The following is a 19,338-nucleotide window of genomic DNA, read 5'->3' as shown; positions in this document are numbered from 1 at the left end:
CTCGCAAACCCCTGCCCCTCACCAGCCTTCCCCAAAAAGACCCGATTATCGCTCAGAACGATGCCGTGAGACTCAGATTAAACGATCGGCCCATTCCGGCCAGTGGCGACAAAACGCCCGTCGCCTTGTAATCGCCAAGGGAAAGTCCCCCGAGTGGCAGATAATATTTCTGATTGCAGATATTATCGATGCTGGCATCCAGAGTGAAGTTCCGCCATCGATAGCTCCCTCCTATTCCCAGAAGTGCATAACCGGGTGTCCTGGGTTCATTTCGGATCCAGTCAACAGTACTTTTTGACTTTACAAGCGTGACCTCAACCCGACCGGTCCAGTTCTCAAACGTTTCATGAAGACCCACGGTGCCGTTCGTCGGCATCTGATGATAAAGTCCGGAATGGTTCACCAGATCCTGTCCGCGAACCCAGTTGACGTTGGCTCTGAGTTCGCCCGTGCCGAACACGGTCGTTTTCCAGAGTTGTCGGGAACCGGACGCGTTGATGCCATAACTTTGCGCATTATGATTCACAAACTGTAATTTTGAAAGTCCGTTTGAAAATTCCCCGATGCGGACAACGTTAATATAGTTGTGGGTATAGGTGTAATAAGGCTGAACCTTTATCTCCCAGGCATGATGCTCCGGGTCGTGCCAGGTCAGCGTAAAGCTGGCTGTGTTCGCAACTTCCGGCGTCAGTTTCAGGTTCCCGACATACCCGTTTCCGTCTCCGAACCAGCCAATCATACTGGTCGCCATGTTTCCTGTTGCCCAGGCGTAACGCTCATACAGATTGGGAGACCGCGTTTTCCGCGCGTATCCACCCTCAATCATCAGACTATCGAGCGCATGCCAGTGGACCAGTGCCGTTACATCGAAATTGGTATCGGTGCGACCGCGTGAGGTGGCATTGAACTGTCGTGCGGCCGTCGCGTCGGCCATGGACATCATGCTGCTCCAGGAGTACGGCGACACGGGACCCGTATTCATCATGACCAGGTCATTGCGAAAACCCAACTCAGTCGAGAGATGCGGGAGCCATTGCGCATTCCATTCGACATAGTGACCAAGACGGTCACGGTGGCCGTTATTGATGTTATGGAAGGTGTCCGGCCCCATCATCGTACTTCCCTGTAGCGGCGGCCACCAGTCATTCAGACCGTTATGATCGAACTCACTTCCGAGGCGTAGTGTATGATTTGACCCAAGCGGAATGGTTGCTTTGAGTGAATATCCGGCCGTGCGGGAGTCTGTATCCATTGGCATGCCGGTTGTGGCGGAATGCCCGCCTTTGTCGCTCATCATGTCCATGGCGTGATCGACGCGCTGCCAGAACCCTCTCGCCTCCAGTGTTCCCCAGTCGAAATCGCCTTTATATTTCCCGTTAACGTAAGTTGACCGGTTGTTGGTCATATCCATGTACTGGTTTGGGAAGCCTTCGTAAGGAATGTCCTGCTGTCCAAAAGTAATGGCAACGAGATGGTTATCCTTTCGCAATCCGGCAGTTACCGCATGATTGAAGCTGAGGTAACTTGTTGAGCGTACCTGCCGCCCATCTCCGCCGGTATGGTAGTTGCTGGCATGCGAGTAGGATCCTGAATAGCGCAGGCTGAGCAGATCATTTGCAACCGTGACGGAACCGGATGCGCCCGACCCACCACCATTACTCCGGTAATCGCCTCGCACATGCCCGGTGACGAGGATTTTTCCCTTCTCAGCAAATTGAGGATCTCTCCGTTCGACTTCAATCGTTCCGCCAATACTGTCGCCACCAATACTGACCGGGGTAATTCCGGAAGTCGCGACAGCCTTTGAAACAGAATCAGGGTCTACATAAGAGAGCGCCGGGTTCATGTGGTTCGGGCAGGCGGACTCAATTCGCATTCCGTCCACAATCGTAGCAACACGGTCGTCCGCCATCCCATTCAGCACTGGAAGCGCTGAAACACCACCGGCAGAATATGTGCTGAAACCGAGGCTGTGCCGGAACAGTGACGTTGTATCCGGGCTGTGAACAAACGGCACACGAAGGCCGTTTACAGAGAGATATTCCCTGTCCCGTGCTTCAATGCCGGTCACGGCAACGGATGACCGTCCGGCGGACAGCATGGTCATGGCTGTCTCAGGATGCGTCGGACCAGGAGTTGCGATGCTCTCGTCAGACGGGGTTTTCATCATCATCGTCTGTGCCCTGGCGGGCGCGATAAAAGGTAAAGGGCTCAGGCTGGCTATCGTCAGGCCGGCCGTGAAGACGGAGCCAGGCAGACTCCGTCTTCGGCTGAATCCACACATAGGGATGTCCTGTCATGATCCGGGCAGCAGTCGGGCCACACAACGTGTCATCCGCTTCATGCGAATGGCCGTCATATGTGCCGGCGGAAGCAGTCAGATCAGACCGGGAGGTCCTCGTAAGGGAGGCAGAAGACGGGCGAAAACAGGTGGTGCGCGTGGCTGAGCGAACAGTCGGCGCATAAGCAGACAGGCACCTGAGATCCCGGGCAGAAAAATCGCTGCTGTCAGAATAACGCCGAAAATCATCAGCAAAGGACAGAGCGCACAGCCCACATCATGCTGATGATGTGTCTGGTGGGGAGCACCCGACGCCATCTGTTCATGCATAATGTGATGGTGATGCATCGATGACGACATCGGCCCTGCGTCATTATGCGTGGGGCTGATATCTATCCCTGTCAGGCGCAGTATCGTCGCTCTTGGCGTGTCACCAGGCATCGACAGCCCCTGCAGGGAAAGCTGTCCCAGCAGACCGATCAGTGTCAGCGCGACGATAAGCCAGCGGCAGCAACGCTGCCGTGTCGCAGGAGTAACCGGAACAGTCATGGATGGCCGATCAGCCTGCCTTCCTCGTTAGGTCGACTTATTTGCTCTGGAAAGCAGGCCTAATCTGTTGTGATCTCACAGTCCAGTGAATGCAGCATGGTCCTTGTCTGCAGAGACCAGACCCTTCACTCAGCCTTCCAGGGTTACGAACGCAAACGCACTCGGCGTTCCGACGGGTGTGAAGTTCCACGTGAACTCCAGAGCTCCGGTCTGACCGTTCACACGGAATGAGGTGATGGAATCGCTGCGCTGGTTTGCGACGAGCATGAAATTGCCGGTCGGATCGAAGCTGATCGCCCGACCGTAATCAGCATGCTCCCACACCTCATCAAACAACTCGATCGACCCATCATCCTTCACCCGGAAGCAGGCAATCGAGTCACCAATCCGATTGGTGACGTAAAGATATTTTCCATTCGGATGAAGAATGATTTCCGCTGCGATAGTGCTGCCACGGAAGCGTCCGGTGACCGTGGCAGCCGTCTGCCGCGGAGAGATGGCACCTGTTTCGGTATCATAATCCGCAACCACGATGCGTGAATTCTGCTCACCGAGGATGTAGATGACCTTGCCATCAAGGCTGAAACAGAAGTGGCGCGGCGCGGACCCCGGCTCCATACTGAACCAGGGTTTTGCCGCCGGAATCAGCACACCCTTGTCCGGATCGAGCTTCCACACATAGACGCGATCAAGGCCGGCATCAGCGACCAGAACGAATTTCGCGGCCATATCGGCCTGAATCATGTGCGCATGCGGGCCAGAGTGGTCGCTCACGGCAAAATTGCCAGGCGGATTATCGGCCGCTCGCTCTGGCATCTTCGGGCCGGAATTATGCACAAGATCCGTGCGCTCGCCGAGACTGCCATCCGCCTCGATCCGGATCACGGTCACGCTGCCGCTCGTGTAATTAGCAACCAGCAGATAATGGCCGGACGGATGCACGCTCAGATGTGCGGGATCGGCACCTCCACTTGCGACTGTATTCAGTTTCGTCAGTACGCCGGTATGCTGATCAATGGCAAATGCAGTCACTGCTCCGCTTTTCTCAGATCCGAAATCGCTGACTTCATTCACAACATAAAGGAATCGCCGGTCAGGTGATAAGGCAAGGAAAGACGGATTATCGGTGGGGGTCACCTTGCCCAGCTGTGTTAGCACGCCTGATGTCGTATCCATTTCGAACAGCGTAATGCCTTTTGCATTCGCATCAGGTGGACCATGCTTTGTATAGCCACCGACATAACACAGTGTGCGCGGACCGGATTTCCTGGCGGCCGCTTCCGGCGTGGATTTCTTCAGCGCTCCTTTTGGTATGGGTGCTGGCGGAGGGGGGGGAGCGTCATCAGCAAACGCTGATTTCAGAGCATCTGCCAGACCCGCGCCTATGACCGAGAGACCGAACAGGCGGCGGCCGAGTGTCTTCTTCATCCCTGCTAACGTCCTTTTATTCATCCTGTCACATCAGAGACGAAGTGTGTCATCCACACCAGGCATCCGTGTGGCCTTATTGTTATTGCGGCAGCCGGCAGCCGGCACCGATTGACCCGGCATAACGGGTCCATGTCTGCGTTTCGCCAAAAATCGGAATCATGATGTAGCCCCGCAGCTTCAGCACATCCGGATGCGGCGACCATATCTGCGCATGGTAAACATTACCTGTGTCCGGATCGAGAATGCGCCCCGCCCAACGACCAGGATCGTCGGACATGGGTTTAAAATCAGTCAGCATGACCAGGCCGCATTCTGACTTACCATCTTTGCTCACCGGGACGGGTTCGGAAGGTTTATACTGCAACCCGACAAGTGTGCCGCAGATCGCATCCCCGCATCGCGCGACATGAAAGACACCGTCATGTTTCTCGCTCAGCCAGTAACCAAACTCAGGACCCGAAGCCGGTAACCCGGGCGCTTTCGTGTCCGGGTCAGCATAAGCGAGCCCCGATGCCAGAAAAAGAAACGCGGCAAAAGCAGCAGGCATACGGGCAGGCAAAGTGTGAATTGCCCGCGTCACCCTTCCGAAAAAGCGCATATCCACGATCCTGTCGCTGTCAGTCTGAGAGGCTGCCTTGTGAACAGAATCGGTTTCCACCTGTGTTGCCTTTCTGGCTGATCCGGTGCCGAACCGGGTCTGATGAGCTCCGCCATGTCAACTGTCGGCACGTGAAACCCAGGGAAGAGCTTGTGCCACGACGCCTTCATCCTCAAGAATTTCCTTCTGCTCTTCGGACATGTTTCCATAGATTCCCCGCTCGGCAGCCTCGCCACGATGGATACGAAGAGCTTCGTCAGCAAACTGGTCTCCAACATTCTCACATGACGTTTCAACGTGATGCCGAAGCCGGCGCAGTGTCGCCATCAGCACATCCGGAATCGGACTTGCTGCACTGGCAGTCTGATCGGATGAAGAAGGAGGTACGTCTGCCGCAGTCTCTCTGACCATCGTGTTATCGGGCGTACGGGCTGAATGCAAAGCCGGCGCCATCAGAGCCCGATCGACTTTGCTGATCCCGCAGAAGGGACAAACCAGCAGGCCGCGACAGGCCTGATCCTCAAATGCGGCAGAGTCACGAAACCAGCCTTCAAACTCATGCGCACCAGAGCAGCGGAGCTGGTAGAGGATCATGGCGCTCCACTGATATGCAACAGGGAGTCAAGTTTACCATGGCGGTCGAGTGCGAAAAGATCGTCACATCCGCCAATCGCTCTGTCATCAATGAAAATCTGCGGCACGGTCGTCCGCCCCCCAGATCGGTCACGCGATTCCAGACGTTCGGGCGTGCCATGTGGTGCGTTTATTTCCCGGAAAGAAACACCCTTCTTTTCCAGCAATGCGACAGCACGAATGCAATATGGGCATCCGGGCTGGGTATAGATTTCAACCCTGGGCATGGTCATCCGGTTAATCTGTTCAGAATTACTGTCTGTCATGAAGCTAAACGTTATTCTGGTGATCTTATCACGTCCTGCAGGTCTGTCATACGCGCAACAAGGCATGATGTTGCCATAGCTCAGGCTTTATGTCGGCCAGATTCGGGAAAAAAGGGCCGTGGAACTACTTTTCTGCTCTGAATTTTCAACAAAAATGTGGAGTTTCCCTGAATTTGAGTCCGGTAGCCGATATGGACAGGCTTTATCGCCAGGAGTCCTCAGGACGATCGATATCTTCGCTGTCGAGAGGGATCGTTCTTGCTGCCGCAAGTAGCGCGACTGACGCCGCTCCGGCATCCAGCAGCGCTCTGGTGCATGCTGCCGCAGTTGCTCCCGTGGTCAGAATATCATCCACCACAACCACATGGCGATTTTTCAGCTCCTTTATTCGCGAAGCTTTCACGGTAATGGCGTCATGCATCTCTTTTGCGCGCTCTCCAGGTGAAAATCCCGCGAGCCGACTGGTAGCATGCGGGCGTCTCAGAGCATCCACAAGCATGGGTGTATTCGAAAGCTTTCCAACAGTACGGGCAAGAAGGACAGCCTGATTGTAACGACGCTGCATGAGACGTCGCCAGTGCACCGGAACCGGCACCAGCATGTCCGCTGTCGCCAGGATGTCGTCTCCGGCGCGAAGCATCTGCCGCGCCAGCACGCCTGCGTTTTCAGTCCGGTCCGCGTATTTCAGACTCAGGATGAGATCCCGCGAGCCATCGTCATAAATATAGGCCGCCCGTGCTTTCGACCAGGGTGGCGGGTGCCGTTCACATCGCATGCATCGGGCATCGGATCCGAGATGACTCTCAGCCGGTAACGGCACCCCACATTGATCGCAGCGGGGCTTTCCAATCGGATGCATGCGGATGAAGCAGTCCGGGCAGAGTGAATGCGGCTGATCCACTTCTGTCCCGCACGCTGTGCAGGTGGGGGGCAGCACCAGATCAAGCGCGAACCGGCCGGCTCTTTTTGCGAACCGTCTGAGGCGTTCCGTTTCGATCAGTTCCCGCATTTGCAATGCTCTGCCTGTTCTGCTGCCTGATGCCAGACATATTTCGATCGGACACATTTACGCCAGTCGTGTCTGCCGCACTTGGCATGCAGCCGAGGCGGGCGCACATGCTTCATATCATGCAGGATAATCACGTCACATTCGACCGGCGGGCTGTGAGGCTGCACCGTGAGCGGGCGGCAACCATGCCCGGCAGTGTCTCCGGAATCTTTGATGAGGCAGCCGATCTGCTTCTTGAACGTCTGGACGATCTGACCCGAACGTTTTCCCTCGCTCTGGACATCGGCGGAAGGGGCGCCACGCTTCCAGGCCTGCGCGCACGTGGCATCGATGCCGTAAGCTGCGATCTTTCTTATGGCTTTGCCCGACGCGCGGGGCCACTGGCCGTCTGCGCTGACGAGGAATTCCTCCCCTTTGGCACGCAGACTTTTGATCTGGTTATTGCCAGTCTCTCTCTCCACTGGGTTAATGATTTGCCCGGCACCCTGATGCAGATTCGTCATATTCTGAAGCCGGATGGCCTTTTCCTTGCCAGCATTCCGGTGTTGCCGACCCTGTCCGGACTGCGAGACTGCCTCGCCGAGGCGGAACTGGCGCTCAGTAGTGGTGTGTCACCACGTGTCTCGCCTTTTCCGACGTTGCGAGACTGCGCCTCATTGCTCCAGCGTGCAGGCTTCGCTCTGCCCGTCGTCGATGCCGAAACCATGGATATTCGCTATCGATCCGGTCTTGCTCTGCTTCGGGATCTTCGCGCGGCTGGTGAGACCAGTGCCGTTATGCTACGTGACCATCGGGTACCGTCGGCATCTCTGTTCCCCACCGCGCTTTCGCTGCTGGAAGAGCGTTATGCTGACAAAGACGGAACCATAGCGACACCCCTGCATACGGCTGTGCTCAGCGCCTGGGCGCCCGCACCAACACAGCCGCAACCTCTTGCCCCTGGTCAGTTCACCACGTCCATGCAAGATGTACTGGATGGCGGCGGCGAGCCGGTCTGACGCTTGGCAGAAAGTCTGAAAGGTGGAAGCAGCGCCGGTGCGGCTTCCGCCTCCTTTACAATGAATCAGATCAATCCTTCCTCTGTCATTGCCGCCTGAGCTGAAGGACGGCCCATGACGCGATTATGCAGATTCCAGGCTTTCGCATGGCCCGAAATGTCGACTCCGACATGGCCGGCCCAGCTCATAATGACCGACGCGTAAGCATCCGGTTGCGTAAAACCCCAGGGCAGCCAGTATTCCGACGATCCCGTCAGAAATGTCTCAAGCTGACTCATCCGCCGGTTGATTGCGGCAACGACATTTTTCTTTGCATCCGGCGTCAGATCGGGAGTGAAAAGTCCTCCCATGGCCACATGCAGATCACCGCAAAATCCCAGCGCCTCCTGCAGGCGTGCACGTTCCAGAGATCCGAAAGCTGGTCGGAAGGCGTCAACGTCGGAATGGTCACCGATATACTGAAGGATCGCCGGATTCTGAGTAAGAATGACGCCCGGTTTGATTTCGATGGCCGGCACAGCACCACGTGGATTGATTTTCAGAAAATCCTGTCCGGTCTCAGTTGTCTTTTTTGCCAGATCAACCTTTTCAAGCGAATAAGATGTTCTGGTCTCTCTGAGGATTATATGAGATGCCAGCGAGCAGGCACCCGGGCTATAATAAAGTTTCATGAGAACCTCCGGTGTGAGCGGACGGAAGCACCATTGACAGGAACCTGGCACAAAAAACGCCGACAGGAATGACGGCCCGCCAGTATCGCGCAGACCCGTCCGCTAAAAGTATATCTGACATATTTTATTCACAATAAACAATAGTGAATTACGACATCAATCACAAAAACGACACGGCAGGAGATCGTCCATCTCTTGATGTGACAGCCTTAAAAGCTTACATGATGGCCGGGAATTACATCTTCTTATCGTACAACATTCGGTGAAACAGCTGATTATGATGGTCTCTCCGCAGCAGATCGGGATGATCCGGAACGCTGGCAGCGATGCCCATGCGGTTTTGCGCGCTGCTGTGATGGCTTTGCCCGGTGAACTGGCTGTGTTGTCGTCGTTTGGCGCGGAATCGGCTCTGCTTCTGGCGTTTGTCACCGAGATTGATCCTGCTCTTCCGGTACTGTTTCTTGAAACCGGAATGCATTTTCCGGAGACGATTCAATATCGTCGCGATCTGGCGAAAACACTTGGCCTGACGAACGTTCGCGATATTCATCCCTCCCCTGATGCGATTGCGCAGCGTGATCCGCAGTCACAGCTCTGGGCCTTCGATCCCGATGCCTGCTGCAAACTCCGTAAGGTTGAGCCGCTCGATCTGGCGACATTGCCGTTTGCTGCCCTCGTGACCGGACGCAAACGCTCGCAGGCAGCAACGCGCCAGCGCATGGACGTTGTGGAGCAGGACGCAGAGGGGCGTATTAAAATCAATCCGCTGGCTGACTGGACAACAGCAGACATCGACGCAGAGATGAAGCGTCGCAACCTGCCGCGCCACCCGCTGGCCATGAAGGGTTATCCTTCGATCGGCTGCGAGCCCTGCACCCGTCCTGTCGACGAAAATGATGACCCGAGGGCTGGCCGCTGGGCAGGACAGGCCAAGGTTGAATGCGGTATTCATCGGCCGACCTGAGAACAGGCCCGATCTGATAATGGAAGGTTTTCCTCACCATGGACCATCTCGATCAACTCGAAGCGCAAAGCGTCTTCATCCTCCGCGAGGCGTATCGGAAGCTGAAACCGCTGGCGATGCTATGGTCGCTGGGTAAGGATTCCAACGTCATGATCTGGCTGGCACGCAAAGCCTTTCTCGGTCGCGTGCCTTTTCCCGTCATGCATGTGGATACTGAAAAAAAATTCCCGGAGATGTATAAATTCCGCGACGAATATACAAAGAAGTGGAACCTGGATCTCCAGCTTGGATACTGTCCGCCTGTCGAGGAAATGGACCCCACCCTGCCACCGGCCGCCCGTTCCGCCGCGCGTAAAACCGCCGGCCTCGCCGCCATGATCGAAAAGCACAAACTTCAGGGAGTCATCGCCGGAATCCGCCGCGACGAACAGGGCACCCGTGCAAAAGAGCGTGTCTTCAGCCCGCGTGGTGCCTCCCATAAATGGGACATCCGCAACCAGCCGCCCGAGTTCTGGGATCAATACGCAACTCCGCATGAGGATGGTGTCCATATCCGCGTGCATCCGCTGCTGGCCTGGCGCGAAATCGATATCTGGCGTTACGTTGAGCGCGAAGGCATTCCGCTGGTCGATCTTTACTTCGCCAGAAATGGCAAGCGTTACCGCTCCCTCGGTGATCAGGACATCACCTCTCCGATCGAAAGTAATGCCTCGACGCTCGCCGAAGTCATCACTGAACTTGAGACGACCCGCACATCCGAACGTGCCGGTCGTGCGATGGATCACGAATCCGAAGATGCATTCGAGCGGCTGCGTGTCGCCGGCTACCTGTAAGGGGTGAAAACAAACCCATGAGCGAAACATTGACCGCCACCACCATCATCGACCCGATCGACCGTGACGTCGCTCTCGAATCCGCAACCCCCATCGTCATCGTCGGCCACGTCGATCACGGCAAATCCACCCTGATCGGACGCCTCCTCTACGACACTAACAACCTTGAGGACGGCAAGGTCGCGCAGATCCTCGAATCCTCAAAGAAGCGCGGGCTCGCCATCGAGTGGAGCTTCCTCCTCGACAGCCTCCAGATCGAGCGCGACCAGGGCGTCACGGTCGATTCAACCCGTATCCCCTTTCGTCTCGGCAACCGCCAGTTCGTGATCGTGGACGCCCCCGGCCACCGCCAGTTTCTCCGCAACATGATTACCGGAGCTGCCGATGCGGACGCCGCTGTACTGGTTGTCGATGCCAATGAAGGCGCCCAGGAGCAAACGCGCCGTCATGCCATGCTTCTGCGCCTGATCGGCATCCGCCACATCGTTGTGCTGCTCAACAAAGTCGATCTGCTCGACTTCGACGAGCAGAAAGTCCGTGCCGTCGAAAATTCCGTCACCGAACTGCTTACCCAGCTCGAACTGACCCCCTCTCTTTTCGTCCCGGCCTCTGCCCGCGACGGTGACAACATCGCCAGCCGTTCCGAACGCTCGCCGTGGTATAAGGGCCCGATCCTCACCGAAGCCCTCGCAGCCGTGCCGGACGGGAACATCCGCGCCACCCTCCCGTTCCGCCTCCCGGTCCAGGACGTCTACCGTTTTGACGATAAACGCTATGTCGTGGGGCGCATCGAACGCGGTACCCTCCGCGTCGGTGACGAACTCACCATCGGCAGCCAGGGCAGCACCGCCCGCGTCGCCGCCATCGAACGCTGGAGCGCCCCGGAACGCAAGGACGCCAGCGCTGGTGAATCCGTCGCCCTCGTCCTCGAACCCGACGTCATCCCCGCTCGCGGCGACTTTCTTTTCGCTCCTCACCAGGCTCCGGAGAAATCCGCCCGCATCCGCGCCAACCTTTTCTGGCTCCGTCAGGAACCCCTCCGGGTTGGCGAAACCTTCCGCCTGCGCCTCGCCACCGCCGAACACCAGGTCACCGTCGCCTCGATCGACTCAGTCGTTCGCCTTGATGACCTGACCACGCAGCAGTCCGACGAGGTTCCGCCCGAAGGCTTCGCGGAAATCACCCTCGTTGCCGGTGAAGCCATCCTGTTCGACCCGTTCTCTCCGGGCACATCGGACGGACGCGGTGTTCTTGTCGATCGCAATCAGCGTATCGTGGGCGGGGCTCCGCTCCTCGGTCCGGCAACGCTCGCCGCAGGCAGCCACGCCATCCATCCATCCGGTGGCGAAGTCAGCGGCAGCGAGCGCGCCCGGGGCAAAGGACATAAAGCCCGCGTTATCTGGCTCACCGGTCTTTCCGGTGCCGGTAAGAGCACGATCGCTCGTCTTGCCGAACGGAAGCTCTGGGCCGATGGCATCGATGCCTGCGTGCTTGATGGCGATACTCTCCGTATGGGGCTGTGCAGTGATCTCGGTTTCACCGAAGCTGACCGGCACGAAAACGTTCGCCGTGCCGCTGAAGTCGCCAGAATTCTTGCACAGACAGGTCAGGTCGTCATTGTTGCCCTGATCTCGCCGCTTGAAGCTGATCGCGGTCTTGCACGCAGGATCGCTGGTGTGGCGTTTGATGAAGTATTTGTCGATACCAGCCTGGCAACCTGTGAGGAACGTGATTCAAAGGGGCTCTATCGTGCTGCCCGTGAAGGGAAAATTGAAAATTTTACCGGAATCAGCGCACCGTATGAAGCACCTGCGAAGCCGGATCTGCACATTATAGCTGATAAGTCGAATGCGGAGCAGAATGCTGTAACACTCACGGACTACATTCTCAGAAAAATTCGCTGATAATATAATATCCGATCCGAACGACCGTCTGGCAGGACCCAATCGTTTCAGCCTGAACCCGGGGTATGCCATGGCACGCTCCGGGTTCATCGTTTCGGACATTATAGCTGCCCGGCTGATTTTTTACGGAAATGTAGTCAGGATATTCCCTTATGGGTTCTGACCGTCTGGTCTTCAGAAGTGAACGAAGGTCTTTCCACTCCCCATGCCGGGCCGCGAGGAAGCACCCGGCAATTTCTGCAACAGGTCATGCCTGTTTTAAAGACTCATCAATCTCCAGTGCCAGCTGAGCCATTTTTATCGCACCGTCCCGGCTTCCTGCACCACAGATAAAGCGCGCCGGATGAGCGAAAACGGCATCCGGAACACCGCACGCCTCAGCAAGTGCCTGCCCGTCAAGACCTCGCCAGGCTTCGGGCAACGAGACGCGCTGACCGAAATCACCCCGCTCCGGCGGAATGGCCTTTACATTCCATTGTCCGGTGCTCCCGGCCGGAGACACCACATAGACGACCGGAAGGTCATGCTCAAAGATCACCTTCTCGGTGGGCATTCCTGTTTCCATGACAAGAATGCGTTTGTCGGGAGCTTCCTTCCAGGCCGCGAGTACCCTGTCCGCCGCCTTCAGACTGGCCCGGACGCGATCGACCGTATTGACCAGATGAGACGCGACAGCAGTCGCCGCGTTCGCAAAGCCCAGCGCTTCTCTCGTTCGGGCTTCCCCGGCGCCATACAACTCGGCGGTATCCCACGCCGGACTGCAGGCCGACACAATATCGGCGAGGGATAGTCTCCCCATCTTCACGACACCATTGTCATCCTGGTCAATCGGAAGAATCAATGATTTATCAATGGCCTGCCAGATCGCCGTGATCGTCTTTTCGTCCACAGGTGTCTTAAGAATATTGCGGATCGCGGCGGAACCATAATCCTTCCATAACAATCCGGCCGCGCTATAGGGCGTGCCATCGTCGCGGAGCGGCTTGTCCTTCATGTGGTGATCATAGCGTCCTCTGGCGGGTTCATATTCTCCCCCGACATCAAACACGACGTCCGCCGTCTTAATGCGCTCCGGTGATCTTGTGCGGGTGAACTCCAGCCGATCACCGGGTGTATCCCCCAGAATGCGGCTTTTCAGATCACCTTGGGGCGCAAGTGCATAATGCAGAATGACATATCCCAGCGTCTCGTCGACGTGAAAATTTCCGGAATGGGTCAGCGCCCTGATGAGGGTGGTCCTGTCATCAAGACCAATGGGAGTGTGCTCTGACATATGAAGATCCGCTGACAAATAAGAATGAATTTTCGTTCGTGTCCTCATGCTGCAAATACCGTCGCAGAACAATGAACTTTATCACTGAACTGCTGACCCGTAATCTGCATGCCGTCAGCCGCAGATCACCGTGTTTTACTGCTGGCTTTCACGGCCCGTAACAACCACATCTATCCGCTGCCCGCATGCCTGCCGGCGACATCACTCTCTTTTTAAATCCTGAACAACTATTCTGCCCGTCATTCATCCCCATATACCGTCAATCAGAACAGGAGACCCGGATGGAACGAATGGTCATTCTCACCGGAGCCGGAATCAGCCGGGAATCGGGACTGGACACATTCCGCGATGAAGGTGGCATCTGGTCCCGGATTCGCCTCGAAGATGTCTGTACACCCGAAGGCTTCGCCCGTGACCCTGACACCGTCGACGATTTTTACAACAAGCGCCGACGCGAACTGTCAACAGCAGAACCGAATGCCGCTCATCGCGCTCTCGCCGATCTCGAAGCAGCATACGGCAATATGACCGATGACGCCTTCCTCCTCATCACCCAGAATATCGACGACCTGCACGAACGCGCCGGCTCGGAAAACCTCGTTCACATTCACGGAGAACTCCTCCGTCTTCGCTGCCTGAATTGCGGTGCGACGCCGCTCTGGGCAACTGACTGCCAACGGAACACCCCCTGCCCTGCCTGTGGACAGCCTCACCTCCGTCCCGATGTGGTGTGGTTCGGTGAATTGCCTCTCCACATGGAACGCATTCAGCGTGCTCTGGAGCGATGTGAGGTTTTCGTAGCAATCGGCACCTCGGCAACAGTTTATCCGGCAGCCGGATTTGTCGACGAAGTGTCCGGGCAGGCCAGAACAGTTGAACTGAACCTCGTCCCATCCGGAAATGCCGGGTTGTTCGACGAGGTATCCTATGGCGAAGCGACAACCATCGTTCCTCGTTTCGTCAGAGACTATCTCGCGGAAAATCTCCTTTGAGCGACGAGACGCTTGCGCAACTGGTCTCACAGATAAGCAACTGTACAGTCTGTGCCACTCATTTGCCTCTTGGACCGCGTCCCGTCCTTCATGTCTCACCGCGTGCCCGCCTCCTGATCGCCAGCCAGGCTCCGGGCACAAAAGTTCATGAGACAGGCATTTCTTTTAATGATGCATCAGGGGACCGGCTTCGATCCTGGCTCGGAATGGACAGGGAAACATTCTACGATACCGAACGTGTCGCTCTTGTCCCCATGGGTTTTTGTTATCCAGGACGCCTGGCGCGAGGTGGCGACTGTCCCCCGCGCCCCGAATGCGCGCCTTTATGGCGGGGGAAAGTTCTGGCGGAACTCACAGATGTCAGACTGACACTTCTCGTCGGCTCCTATGCTCAGAACGCTGTGCTCGGTCCGGGGAAAGTGTCTGAACGGGTTCTGGATTTCCGGCACTATCTGCCGCGTTACTTCCCGCTCCCGCATCCTTCATGGCGAACAGGAGCGTGGGAAAGACAGTCACCGTGGTTTGCCGAAGACGTTCTGCCGACATTGCGTCGTGAAGTGGCACGGGCGATTGAGAACTAACGTGTTTAGTGTAACGAGCGATAAAATCCGGTTGCAAATCCCAGAATGCCACCTGCCAGGATCTGCACGCCGATGGTGAGCAGAATGAGTGCGGCGAGGCGGCTGAGAATGCGCGTGCCCGTGACACCAAGCATCGCAGTCAGACGCTCCGCGTAGGCATAGGCAATCCAGACGATGACAGACACGGCAGCGGCAGCGACAGACATCCCGCCTTCATAGGCGAAAAAATGTCTGCCGCTTTCACCTGAACTGAGCGCGATCGCAACTGAGATTGAGCCGGGACCAACCGTAAAAGGCATTGTCAGCGGAAAGAAAGCAATGTCGTTCCAGTGAGGCGACATGACAGGCTGGCCGTCCTGAATGACCTGCTTCTGTCGCTTCTGCTCACTGACTTCAGGGCTTTGCAACATGGTCCAGGCACGCACAGCAACAACGAGACCGCCAGAGACGCGAAGTGCGTTTACCGAGACACCAAAAAATGCCAGGACCACACTACCTGCCCAGATAGAAACAACGAGAAGAATGAACGAATAGGCAGCGACAGTCCGCGCAAGCACGGCGCGTTCCGTGGGTGTATGCGCGCCAGCCGCCTGAAGGAAGATGATCGAAGCGCCCAGCGGGTTCACAATGGAAAACAACGCCGGGAAAGCCAGCAGAAAGCTGTCGCGAGCAATAAGAACGGAATCTGGAATGGTCATGGCCGGGCGGGTCTGAAAGTGAACAGTTACCCGGTCAGAGCGTCAGACTGTGTAACCACTCCGGGCCGCATACAGGATTGTGCTTTGTTTGCCCATGGCCTGCTCTTCCTGCATTGCAGAATAATCTGCCCTCTTGCACAAACGCTTCTGTCTTCCAATCTGGTACACCATGACAATGAACCAGACCTTTTCGGGTGATGTCCTTCTACCTTTCGGCCAAACCCTGAGGGAACGGCTTGAGCGTCTTAAACGGCTTGCCTGGCTGCTGGACGCTTCGTTCAGGCTTCCGGGAACAAAATTCCGTCTGGGCCTGGACGCTGTGATCGGCCTTGTTCCCGGCGGAGGCACCGTCATCATGACCCTGGTGTCGCTTTATATTGTATGGGAAGCCCGCAGAATGGGTGCCCCAATGTCTGTTCTGGTGCGGATGCTGGTCAACGTCGCGCTCGAAGCTGCAATCGATTTTGTCCCTTTGGTGGGAGATCTCATTGATGCCGCGTTCAAAGCCAACCTTCGGAATGTGGCATTGCTGGAAGATTATCTGAACGGTAAATTGCTCTGATTCATTGTTCCGGCAACCTGACGTGATCAGATGAGCGCGTTTTGTCTTTAGCTGCCGCGATAGGTTGAAAACCCAAAGGGTGATACCAGCAGGGGCACATGATAGTGTCCGCCAGCGCCTCCATCCACAGGATCTGCGATGCCGAACACCAGAGGCACCATGTCCAGAAATGGCGGATCGCTCAGCGCCGCGCCCTGCGTGCGAAAATAAGCGGCGACGGCAAATTCCAGCCGGTAAGTTCCTGCTTCCAGTGAACCGACCTCTTTCAGTTCAGGACAGCGTCCGTCCCCGCCGGTGACGCCCGAAAACAGAACTGTCTCACCTCGCCAGAGCGTGACAGCCATGCCGTAAGCCGGTTTTCCGGAAACAAGGTCAAGCACATGGGTCGAAAGCGAGCTCATGCTCCGGCTTCCAGGCGTTTCAGCACATCCGCACTACGAAGTGCTGCGATTTTATCAATTTCTGCCAAAGCCATCCGCAACTCCGCCGCAGGCGTGTTCTTTACCCGGCGCGCCATTTCCGACAGGATCAGCCCTTTATCGCTCAGCCGTACACAGATGACAAACGGCATCGCAAACCGTTCACGATAAGCCGTATTCAGAACGTTGAAATGTGCATATTCTTCAGGCGTCAGACGATCGAGCCCGGCTGAAGCCTGTTCGGACTGAGAGGCTTTCGTCAGCGTCGCATCAACTCCGGCCCGGCGCGCAAGTTCTGGATGTTCCCTGACCAGAGCAAGCTGTTTCTCCTCAGAAGCCTCAGACACAACCTGTCTGAACGCCGACAGCAGCCCGTCCGTATCACCAAACGGTCTCCTGTCGAAAACCTCCTGAGCAATCCATTGCGAATGCTCATAGAGCGCGCCAAAGGTCGCGACGAATGTCTCCTCATCCATCCGGTTGACGGTGTCGAACACACCCGTCATGCCGGGCAGACCTCAAGCCAGTGCCGGGCAATGTCGAGGCGCGTGGCAATCCAGACGTTTTCACGCGTCAGCACATGGTCCAAGAATCTGGCCACGGCCCGGGCGCGGCCAGGCCTGCCGGCGATGCGGCAATGCAGACCGACTGACATCATCCCGGGCCGCGATGCGCCTTCTTCCCAAAGCTGATCGAATGTATCGCGCAGATAGCGATAAAACTGCTCGCCTTCGGTAAAGCCGTTCAGCGCCACGATTTTCATGTCGTTGGCATCAAGCGTGTAAGGCACGATGAGCTGCGGACGGCCCGTTTTTACAGCCCAGGTGCGGTCATAATACGGCAGGTCATCAGCATAAGAGTCAGCGTCGTAAACGAACCCGCCCTCTTCCGCGATAAGCCGTGCCGTATTGGGGCTTGTACGTCCCTGATACCAGCCAAGTGGTCGAACCCCCGTCAGAGCCGTCTGAAGTGCGATGGCGTCAGCAATATGCTGCCGCTCGACCTCTTCCGGGACATCCTGGTAATCGATCCAGCGAAGTCCGTGAGACGCAATTTCCCACTCTGCCTTCAGCATTGCTTCAACGGCATCCGGATTGCGCGCCAGGGCCGTCGCCACGCCAAAGACAGTGACGGGCAGGCGCCGTTCCGTGAACAGACGATGCAAGCGCCAGAATCCAGCCCGGGAGCCGTATTCATACAGGCTTTCCATCGCGATCGCCCGTGCACCCGGAACAGACCGGGCACCGACCATCTCGGAGAGAAATGCCTCAGAACCCGCATCGCCATGCAGAATGTTGTTTTCGCCACCTTCTTCGTAATTGATCACAAACTGAACGGCAACACGGGCCTGTCCTGGCCAGCGCGGGTCTGGTGGATTTGCACCGTAACCGACCATATCGCGGGGATAGTCGCTCATTTCGTATCAGCTTTCGTTGCACCGCCTGCATTCCACGCTGCCAGCGCGGCATCGACAGCGGCACCACGCGGCACAGGATAACCCTGCCCCGACAGGACGACCTCCAGCGCTCCCAGGGTAATGAGCACCTTATGCTTCATCGCATTGTAGCCCATCGCCCCGATGCGCCAGATTTTGCCGATCAGCGGTCCAAACGCCGTGCCTATTTCAATCTCGAAATCTTCACGCATCCGCAGACGTACGGCTTCTCCGTCAACGCCTTCAGGAATCCATACGCCAGTCACATTTGCCATGCGATACTCATCATGGCCAAACACCCGCAGCCCCATCGCCCGCAGCCCGGCTGTCACAGCGGCTCCGGCCCGGCGATGCCGGTCGAACCGTGCCTCCAGTCCTTCTTCCAGCATGATCCGCGCACATTCACGTGCCCCGTAAAGCATGGTCGTCGCTTCGGTGTGATGGTTCAGACGTTTCTCTGACCAGTAATCCATGACCATGGCGAGATCGAAATAATTCGACCCGATCCGCGCGCCCAGACCATCCTGAGTTCCCGCTGCACGGATACCCTGCTCGACGTGTCGTCGTGAGAAAATGTAATCAGCTGCCCGGTCGGAAATTGTAATCGGCGCCGATCCCGGTGGCCCACCCATGCATTTCTGCAATCCGGCTGTCACGACATCAATACCCCAGCGATCGACGTCGACGGGATTGCCGCCGAGCGTCGCCGTCGCATCCACATAGGACAGCACGTTATATTTCCGGCAAAGATCGCCAACACCCTCCAGGGGCTGTGCCATTGTCGTTGAGGTGTCCCCATGAATACAGGCAAAGACGCGAGGCCGATGCTCTTTGATTGCCGCTTCAATGACTTCAGGACTTGCGACCTCGCCCCATTCCAGATCGATCGTACGGATATCTGCACCGATCCGTCCGGCAATTTCGGACAAAAGCAGACCGAAGCGTCCTGCCTGGATGATCAGTATCCGCGAACCTGGTTCTGCAAGCGAGACGAGTGCTGCTTCAATGCCGGCTCGCGCCGTGCCGTCGATCAGAAACGTCCAGCGGTTCTGCGTCATGAAAACCTGGCGGTACAACGCCATGGTTTCATTCATATATGCGGTCATTTCCGGGTCGAACTGTCCCAGCATATCCATACTCATCGCGCGAAGAACACGCGGGTACACATTGATCGGCCCGGGACCCATCAGAAGACGCTGCGGCGGATCGATCGGCCCGAAAAAAGTTCCTGTCATTACTCG

21 protein-coding genes and 1 pseudogene are annotated in these 19,338 nt (G+C 56.8%); 7 read left to right on the top strand and 15 right to left on the bottom strand.

All coding sequences use genetic code 11. The features are described from left to right. Positions 1 to 52: 52 nt before the first annotated feature. The 8 genes and pseudogenes from GOB85_RS00790 to GOB85_RS19670 form a co-directional block, all read right to left on the bottom strand. A complete protein-coding gene (locus GOB85_RS00790; RefSeq protein ID WP_408737003.1) occupies positions 53 to 2,173 on the bottom strand; it encodes a TonB-dependent receptor in 2,121 nt (706 codons plus the stop codon). Between the two features lie 204 nt (positions 2,174 to 2,377). Next, complete coding sequence (locus GOB85_RS00785) at positions 2,378 to 2,830, bottom strand: DUF2946 family protein (RefSeq protein WP_173575706.1); 453 nt, start codon at positions 2,828 to 2,830, stop codon at positions 2,378 to 2,380. Between the two features lie 129 nt (positions 2,831 to 2,959). Continuing rightward, on the bottom strand, positions 2,960 to 4,258 hold the full coding sequence (locus GOB85_RS00780; protein WP_173575705.1) for a lactonase family protein: 1,299 nt from the start codon (positions 4,256 to 4,258) through the stop codon (positions 2,960 to 2,962). Positions 4,259 to 4,340: 82 nt separating this feature from the next. Continuing rightward, the gene (locus GOB85_RS00775; RefSeq protein ID WP_173575704.1) at positions 4,341 to 4,859 is read right to left on the bottom strand and encodes a DUF2147 domain-containing protein; all 519 of its coding nucleotides are present in this window, start codon (positions 4,857 to 4,859) and stop codon (positions 4,341 to 4,343) included. A 117-nt stretch (positions 4,860 to 4,976) separates the two neighbouring features. Further along, positions 4,977 to 5,453, bottom strand: a complete 477-nt coding sequence (locus GOB85_RS00770; RefSeq protein ID WP_173575703.1) for a DUF1178 family protein — start codon at positions 5,451 to 5,453, stop codon at positions 4,977 to 4,979. Continuing rightward, complete coding sequence (grxC, locus tag GOB85_RS00765; RefSeq protein ID WP_173575937.1) at positions 5,450 to 5,719, bottom strand: glutaredoxin 3; 270 nt, start codon at positions 5,717 to 5,719, stop codon at positions 5,450 to 5,452. The genes GOB85_RS00770 and grxC overlap by 4 nt, the downstream gene beginning before the upstream one ends. 241 nt (positions 5,720 to 5,960) lie before the next feature. Beyond that, positions 5,961 to 6,533 (bottom strand): ComF family protein, encoded by a 573-nt coding sequence (locus GOB85_RS00760; protein WP_338422443.1) that lies wholly within the window; start codon positions 6,531 to 6,533, stop codon positions 5,961 to 5,963. Between the two features lie 3 nt (positions 6,534 to 6,536). Then, positions 6,537 to 6,767 (bottom strand): annotated as a pseudogene (locus GOB85_RS19670) (double zinc ribbon domain-containing protein); the annotation flags it as partial. A 107-nt stretch (positions 6,768 to 6,874) separates the two neighbouring features. Between GOB85_RS19670 and GOB85_RS00755 the strand changes: the two are divergent. Beyond that, positions 6,875 to 7,765, top strand: coding sequence for a methyltransferase domain-containing protein (locus tag GOB85_RS00755; protein ID WP_242011181.1), 891 nt, complete (start codon positions 6,875 to 6,877; stop codon positions 7,763 to 7,765). A gap of 65 nt (positions 7,766 to 7,830) precedes the next feature. Here the strand turns inward: GOB85_RS00755 and GOB85_RS00750 are convergent, their stop codons facing one another. Then, positions 7,831 to 8,436: a glutathione S-transferase family protein gene (locus tag GOB85_RS00750; RefSeq protein ID WP_173575701.1), complete on the bottom strand. Its 606-nt coding sequence runs from the start codon at positions 8,434 to 8,436 to the stop codon at positions 7,831 to 7,833. A 277-nt stretch (positions 8,437 to 8,713) separates the two neighbouring features. On the opposite strand from GOB85_RS00750, the gene GOB85_RS00745 reads away from it, so the two are divergent. From GOB85_RS00745 to cysC, 3 genes are read left to right on the top strand one after another with little or no spacing between them, the layout of a single operon-like run. Continuing rightward, on the top strand, positions 8,714 to 9,400 hold the full coding sequence (locus tag GOB85_RS00745) for a phosphoadenylyl-sulfate reductase (protein ID WP_173575700.1): 687 nt from the start codon (positions 8,714 to 8,716) through the stop codon (positions 9,398 to 9,400). A gap of 38 nt (positions 9,401 to 9,438) precedes the next feature. Then, positions 9,439 to 10,233: a sulfate adenylyltransferase subunit CysD gene (gene cysD / locus GOB85_RS00740; RefSeq protein ID WP_173575699.1), complete on the top strand. Its 795-nt coding sequence runs from the start codon at positions 9,439 to 9,441 to the stop codon at positions 10,231 to 10,233. Between the two features lie 17 nt (positions 10,234 to 10,250). After that, positions 10,251 to 12,137 (top strand): adenylyl-sulfate kinase, encoded by a 1,887-nt coding sequence (gene cysC / locus GOB85_RS00735; RefSeq protein WP_173575698.1) that lies wholly within the window; start codon positions 10,251 to 10,253, stop codon positions 12,135 to 12,137. 247 nt (positions 12,138 to 12,384) lie between these two features. Here cysC and GOB85_RS00730 read toward each other — a convergent pair whose 3' ends face one another. Then, positions 12,385 to 13,410, bottom strand: coding sequence for an MYG1 family protein (locus GOB85_RS00730; RefSeq protein ID WP_173575697.1), 1,026 nt, complete (start codon positions 13,408 to 13,410; stop codon positions 12,385 to 12,387). A gap of 281 nt (positions 13,411 to 13,691) precedes the next feature. On the opposite strand from GOB85_RS00730, the gene GOB85_RS00725 reads away from it, so the two are divergent. Both GOB85_RS00725 and GOB85_RS00720 read left to right on the top strand, forming a co-directional pair. Continuing rightward, a complete protein-coding gene (locus GOB85_RS00725) occupies positions 13,692 to 14,402 on the top strand; it encodes an NAD-dependent deacylase (protein WP_173575696.1) in 711 nt (236 codons plus the stop codon). After that, positions 14,399 to 14,983: a uracil-DNA glycosylase family protein gene (locus GOB85_RS00720; protein ID WP_173575695.1), complete on the top strand. Its 585-nt coding sequence runs from the start codon at positions 14,399 to 14,401 to the stop codon at positions 14,981 to 14,983. The genes GOB85_RS00725 and GOB85_RS00720 overlap by 4 nt, the downstream gene beginning before the upstream one ends. 5 nt (positions 14,984 to 14,988) lie before the next feature. Here GOB85_RS00720 and GOB85_RS00715 read toward each other — a convergent pair whose 3' ends face one another. Then, positions 14,989 to 15,681 carry a MarC family protein gene (locus GOB85_RS00715; RefSeq protein ID WP_173575694.1) on the bottom strand — a complete coding sequence of 231 codons (693 nt, stop codon included), beginning with the start codon at positions 15,679 to 15,681 and terminating at the stop codon, positions 14,989 to 14,991. A gap of 175 nt (positions 15,682 to 15,856) precedes the next feature. Between GOB85_RS00715 and GOB85_RS00710 the strand changes: the two genes are divergently transcribed. Then, the gene (locus GOB85_RS00710) at positions 15,857 to 16,243 is read left to right on the top strand and encodes a DUF4112 domain-containing protein (RefSeq protein WP_173575693.1); all 387 of its coding nucleotides are present in this window, start codon (positions 15,857 to 15,859) and stop codon (positions 16,241 to 16,243) included. 47 nt (positions 16,244 to 16,290) lie between these two features. Here GOB85_RS00710 and uraH read toward each other — a convergent pair whose 3' ends face one another. Genes uraH through GOB85_RS00690 form a run of 4 tightly spaced genes read right to left on the bottom strand, consistent with a single transcriptional unit; the run spans position 16,291 to position 19,332 of the window. Further along, positions 16,291 to 16,644 carry a hydroxyisourate hydrolase gene (gene uraH, locus GOB85_RS00705; RefSeq protein ID WP_173575692.1) on the bottom strand — a complete coding sequence of 118 codons (354 nt, stop codon included), beginning with the start codon at positions 16,642 to 16,644 and terminating at the stop codon, positions 16,291 to 16,293. Continuing rightward, the gene (uraD, locus tag GOB85_RS00700) at positions 16,641 to 17,168 is read right to left on the bottom strand and encodes a 2-oxo-4-hydroxy-4-carboxy-5-ureidoimidazoline decarboxylase (protein WP_173575691.1); all 528 of its coding nucleotides are present in this window, start codon (positions 17,166 to 17,168) and stop codon (positions 16,641 to 16,643) included. The genes uraH and uraD overlap by 4 nt, the downstream gene beginning before the upstream one ends. After that, complete coding sequence (gene puuE, locus GOB85_RS00695; RefSeq protein ID WP_173575690.1) at positions 17,165 to 18,079, bottom strand: allantoinase PuuE; 915 nt, start codon at positions 18,077 to 18,079, stop codon at positions 17,165 to 17,167. Before puuE ends, uraD begins: the two co-directional genes overlap by 4 nt. Further along, positions 18,076 to 19,332: a pyridoxal-phosphate-dependent aminotransferase family protein gene (locus tag GOB85_RS00690; RefSeq protein ID WP_173575689.1), complete on the bottom strand. Its 1,257-nt coding sequence runs from the start codon at positions 19,330 to 19,332 to the stop codon at positions 18,076 to 18,078. The genes puuE and GOB85_RS00690 overlap by 4 nt, the downstream gene beginning before the upstream one ends. Between the last annotated feature and the right edge of the window lie 6 nt (positions 19,333 to 19,338).

This window comes from Acetobacter fallax, from assembly GCF_011516735.1.
Lineage (GTDB): Bacteria > Pseudomonadota > Alphaproteobacteria > Acetobacterales > Acetobacteraceae > Acetobacter > Acetobacter fallax.
The sequence above is the reverse complement of the archived record's forward strand: the minus strand, read 5'-3'. Positions and strand labels throughout refer to the sequence as shown.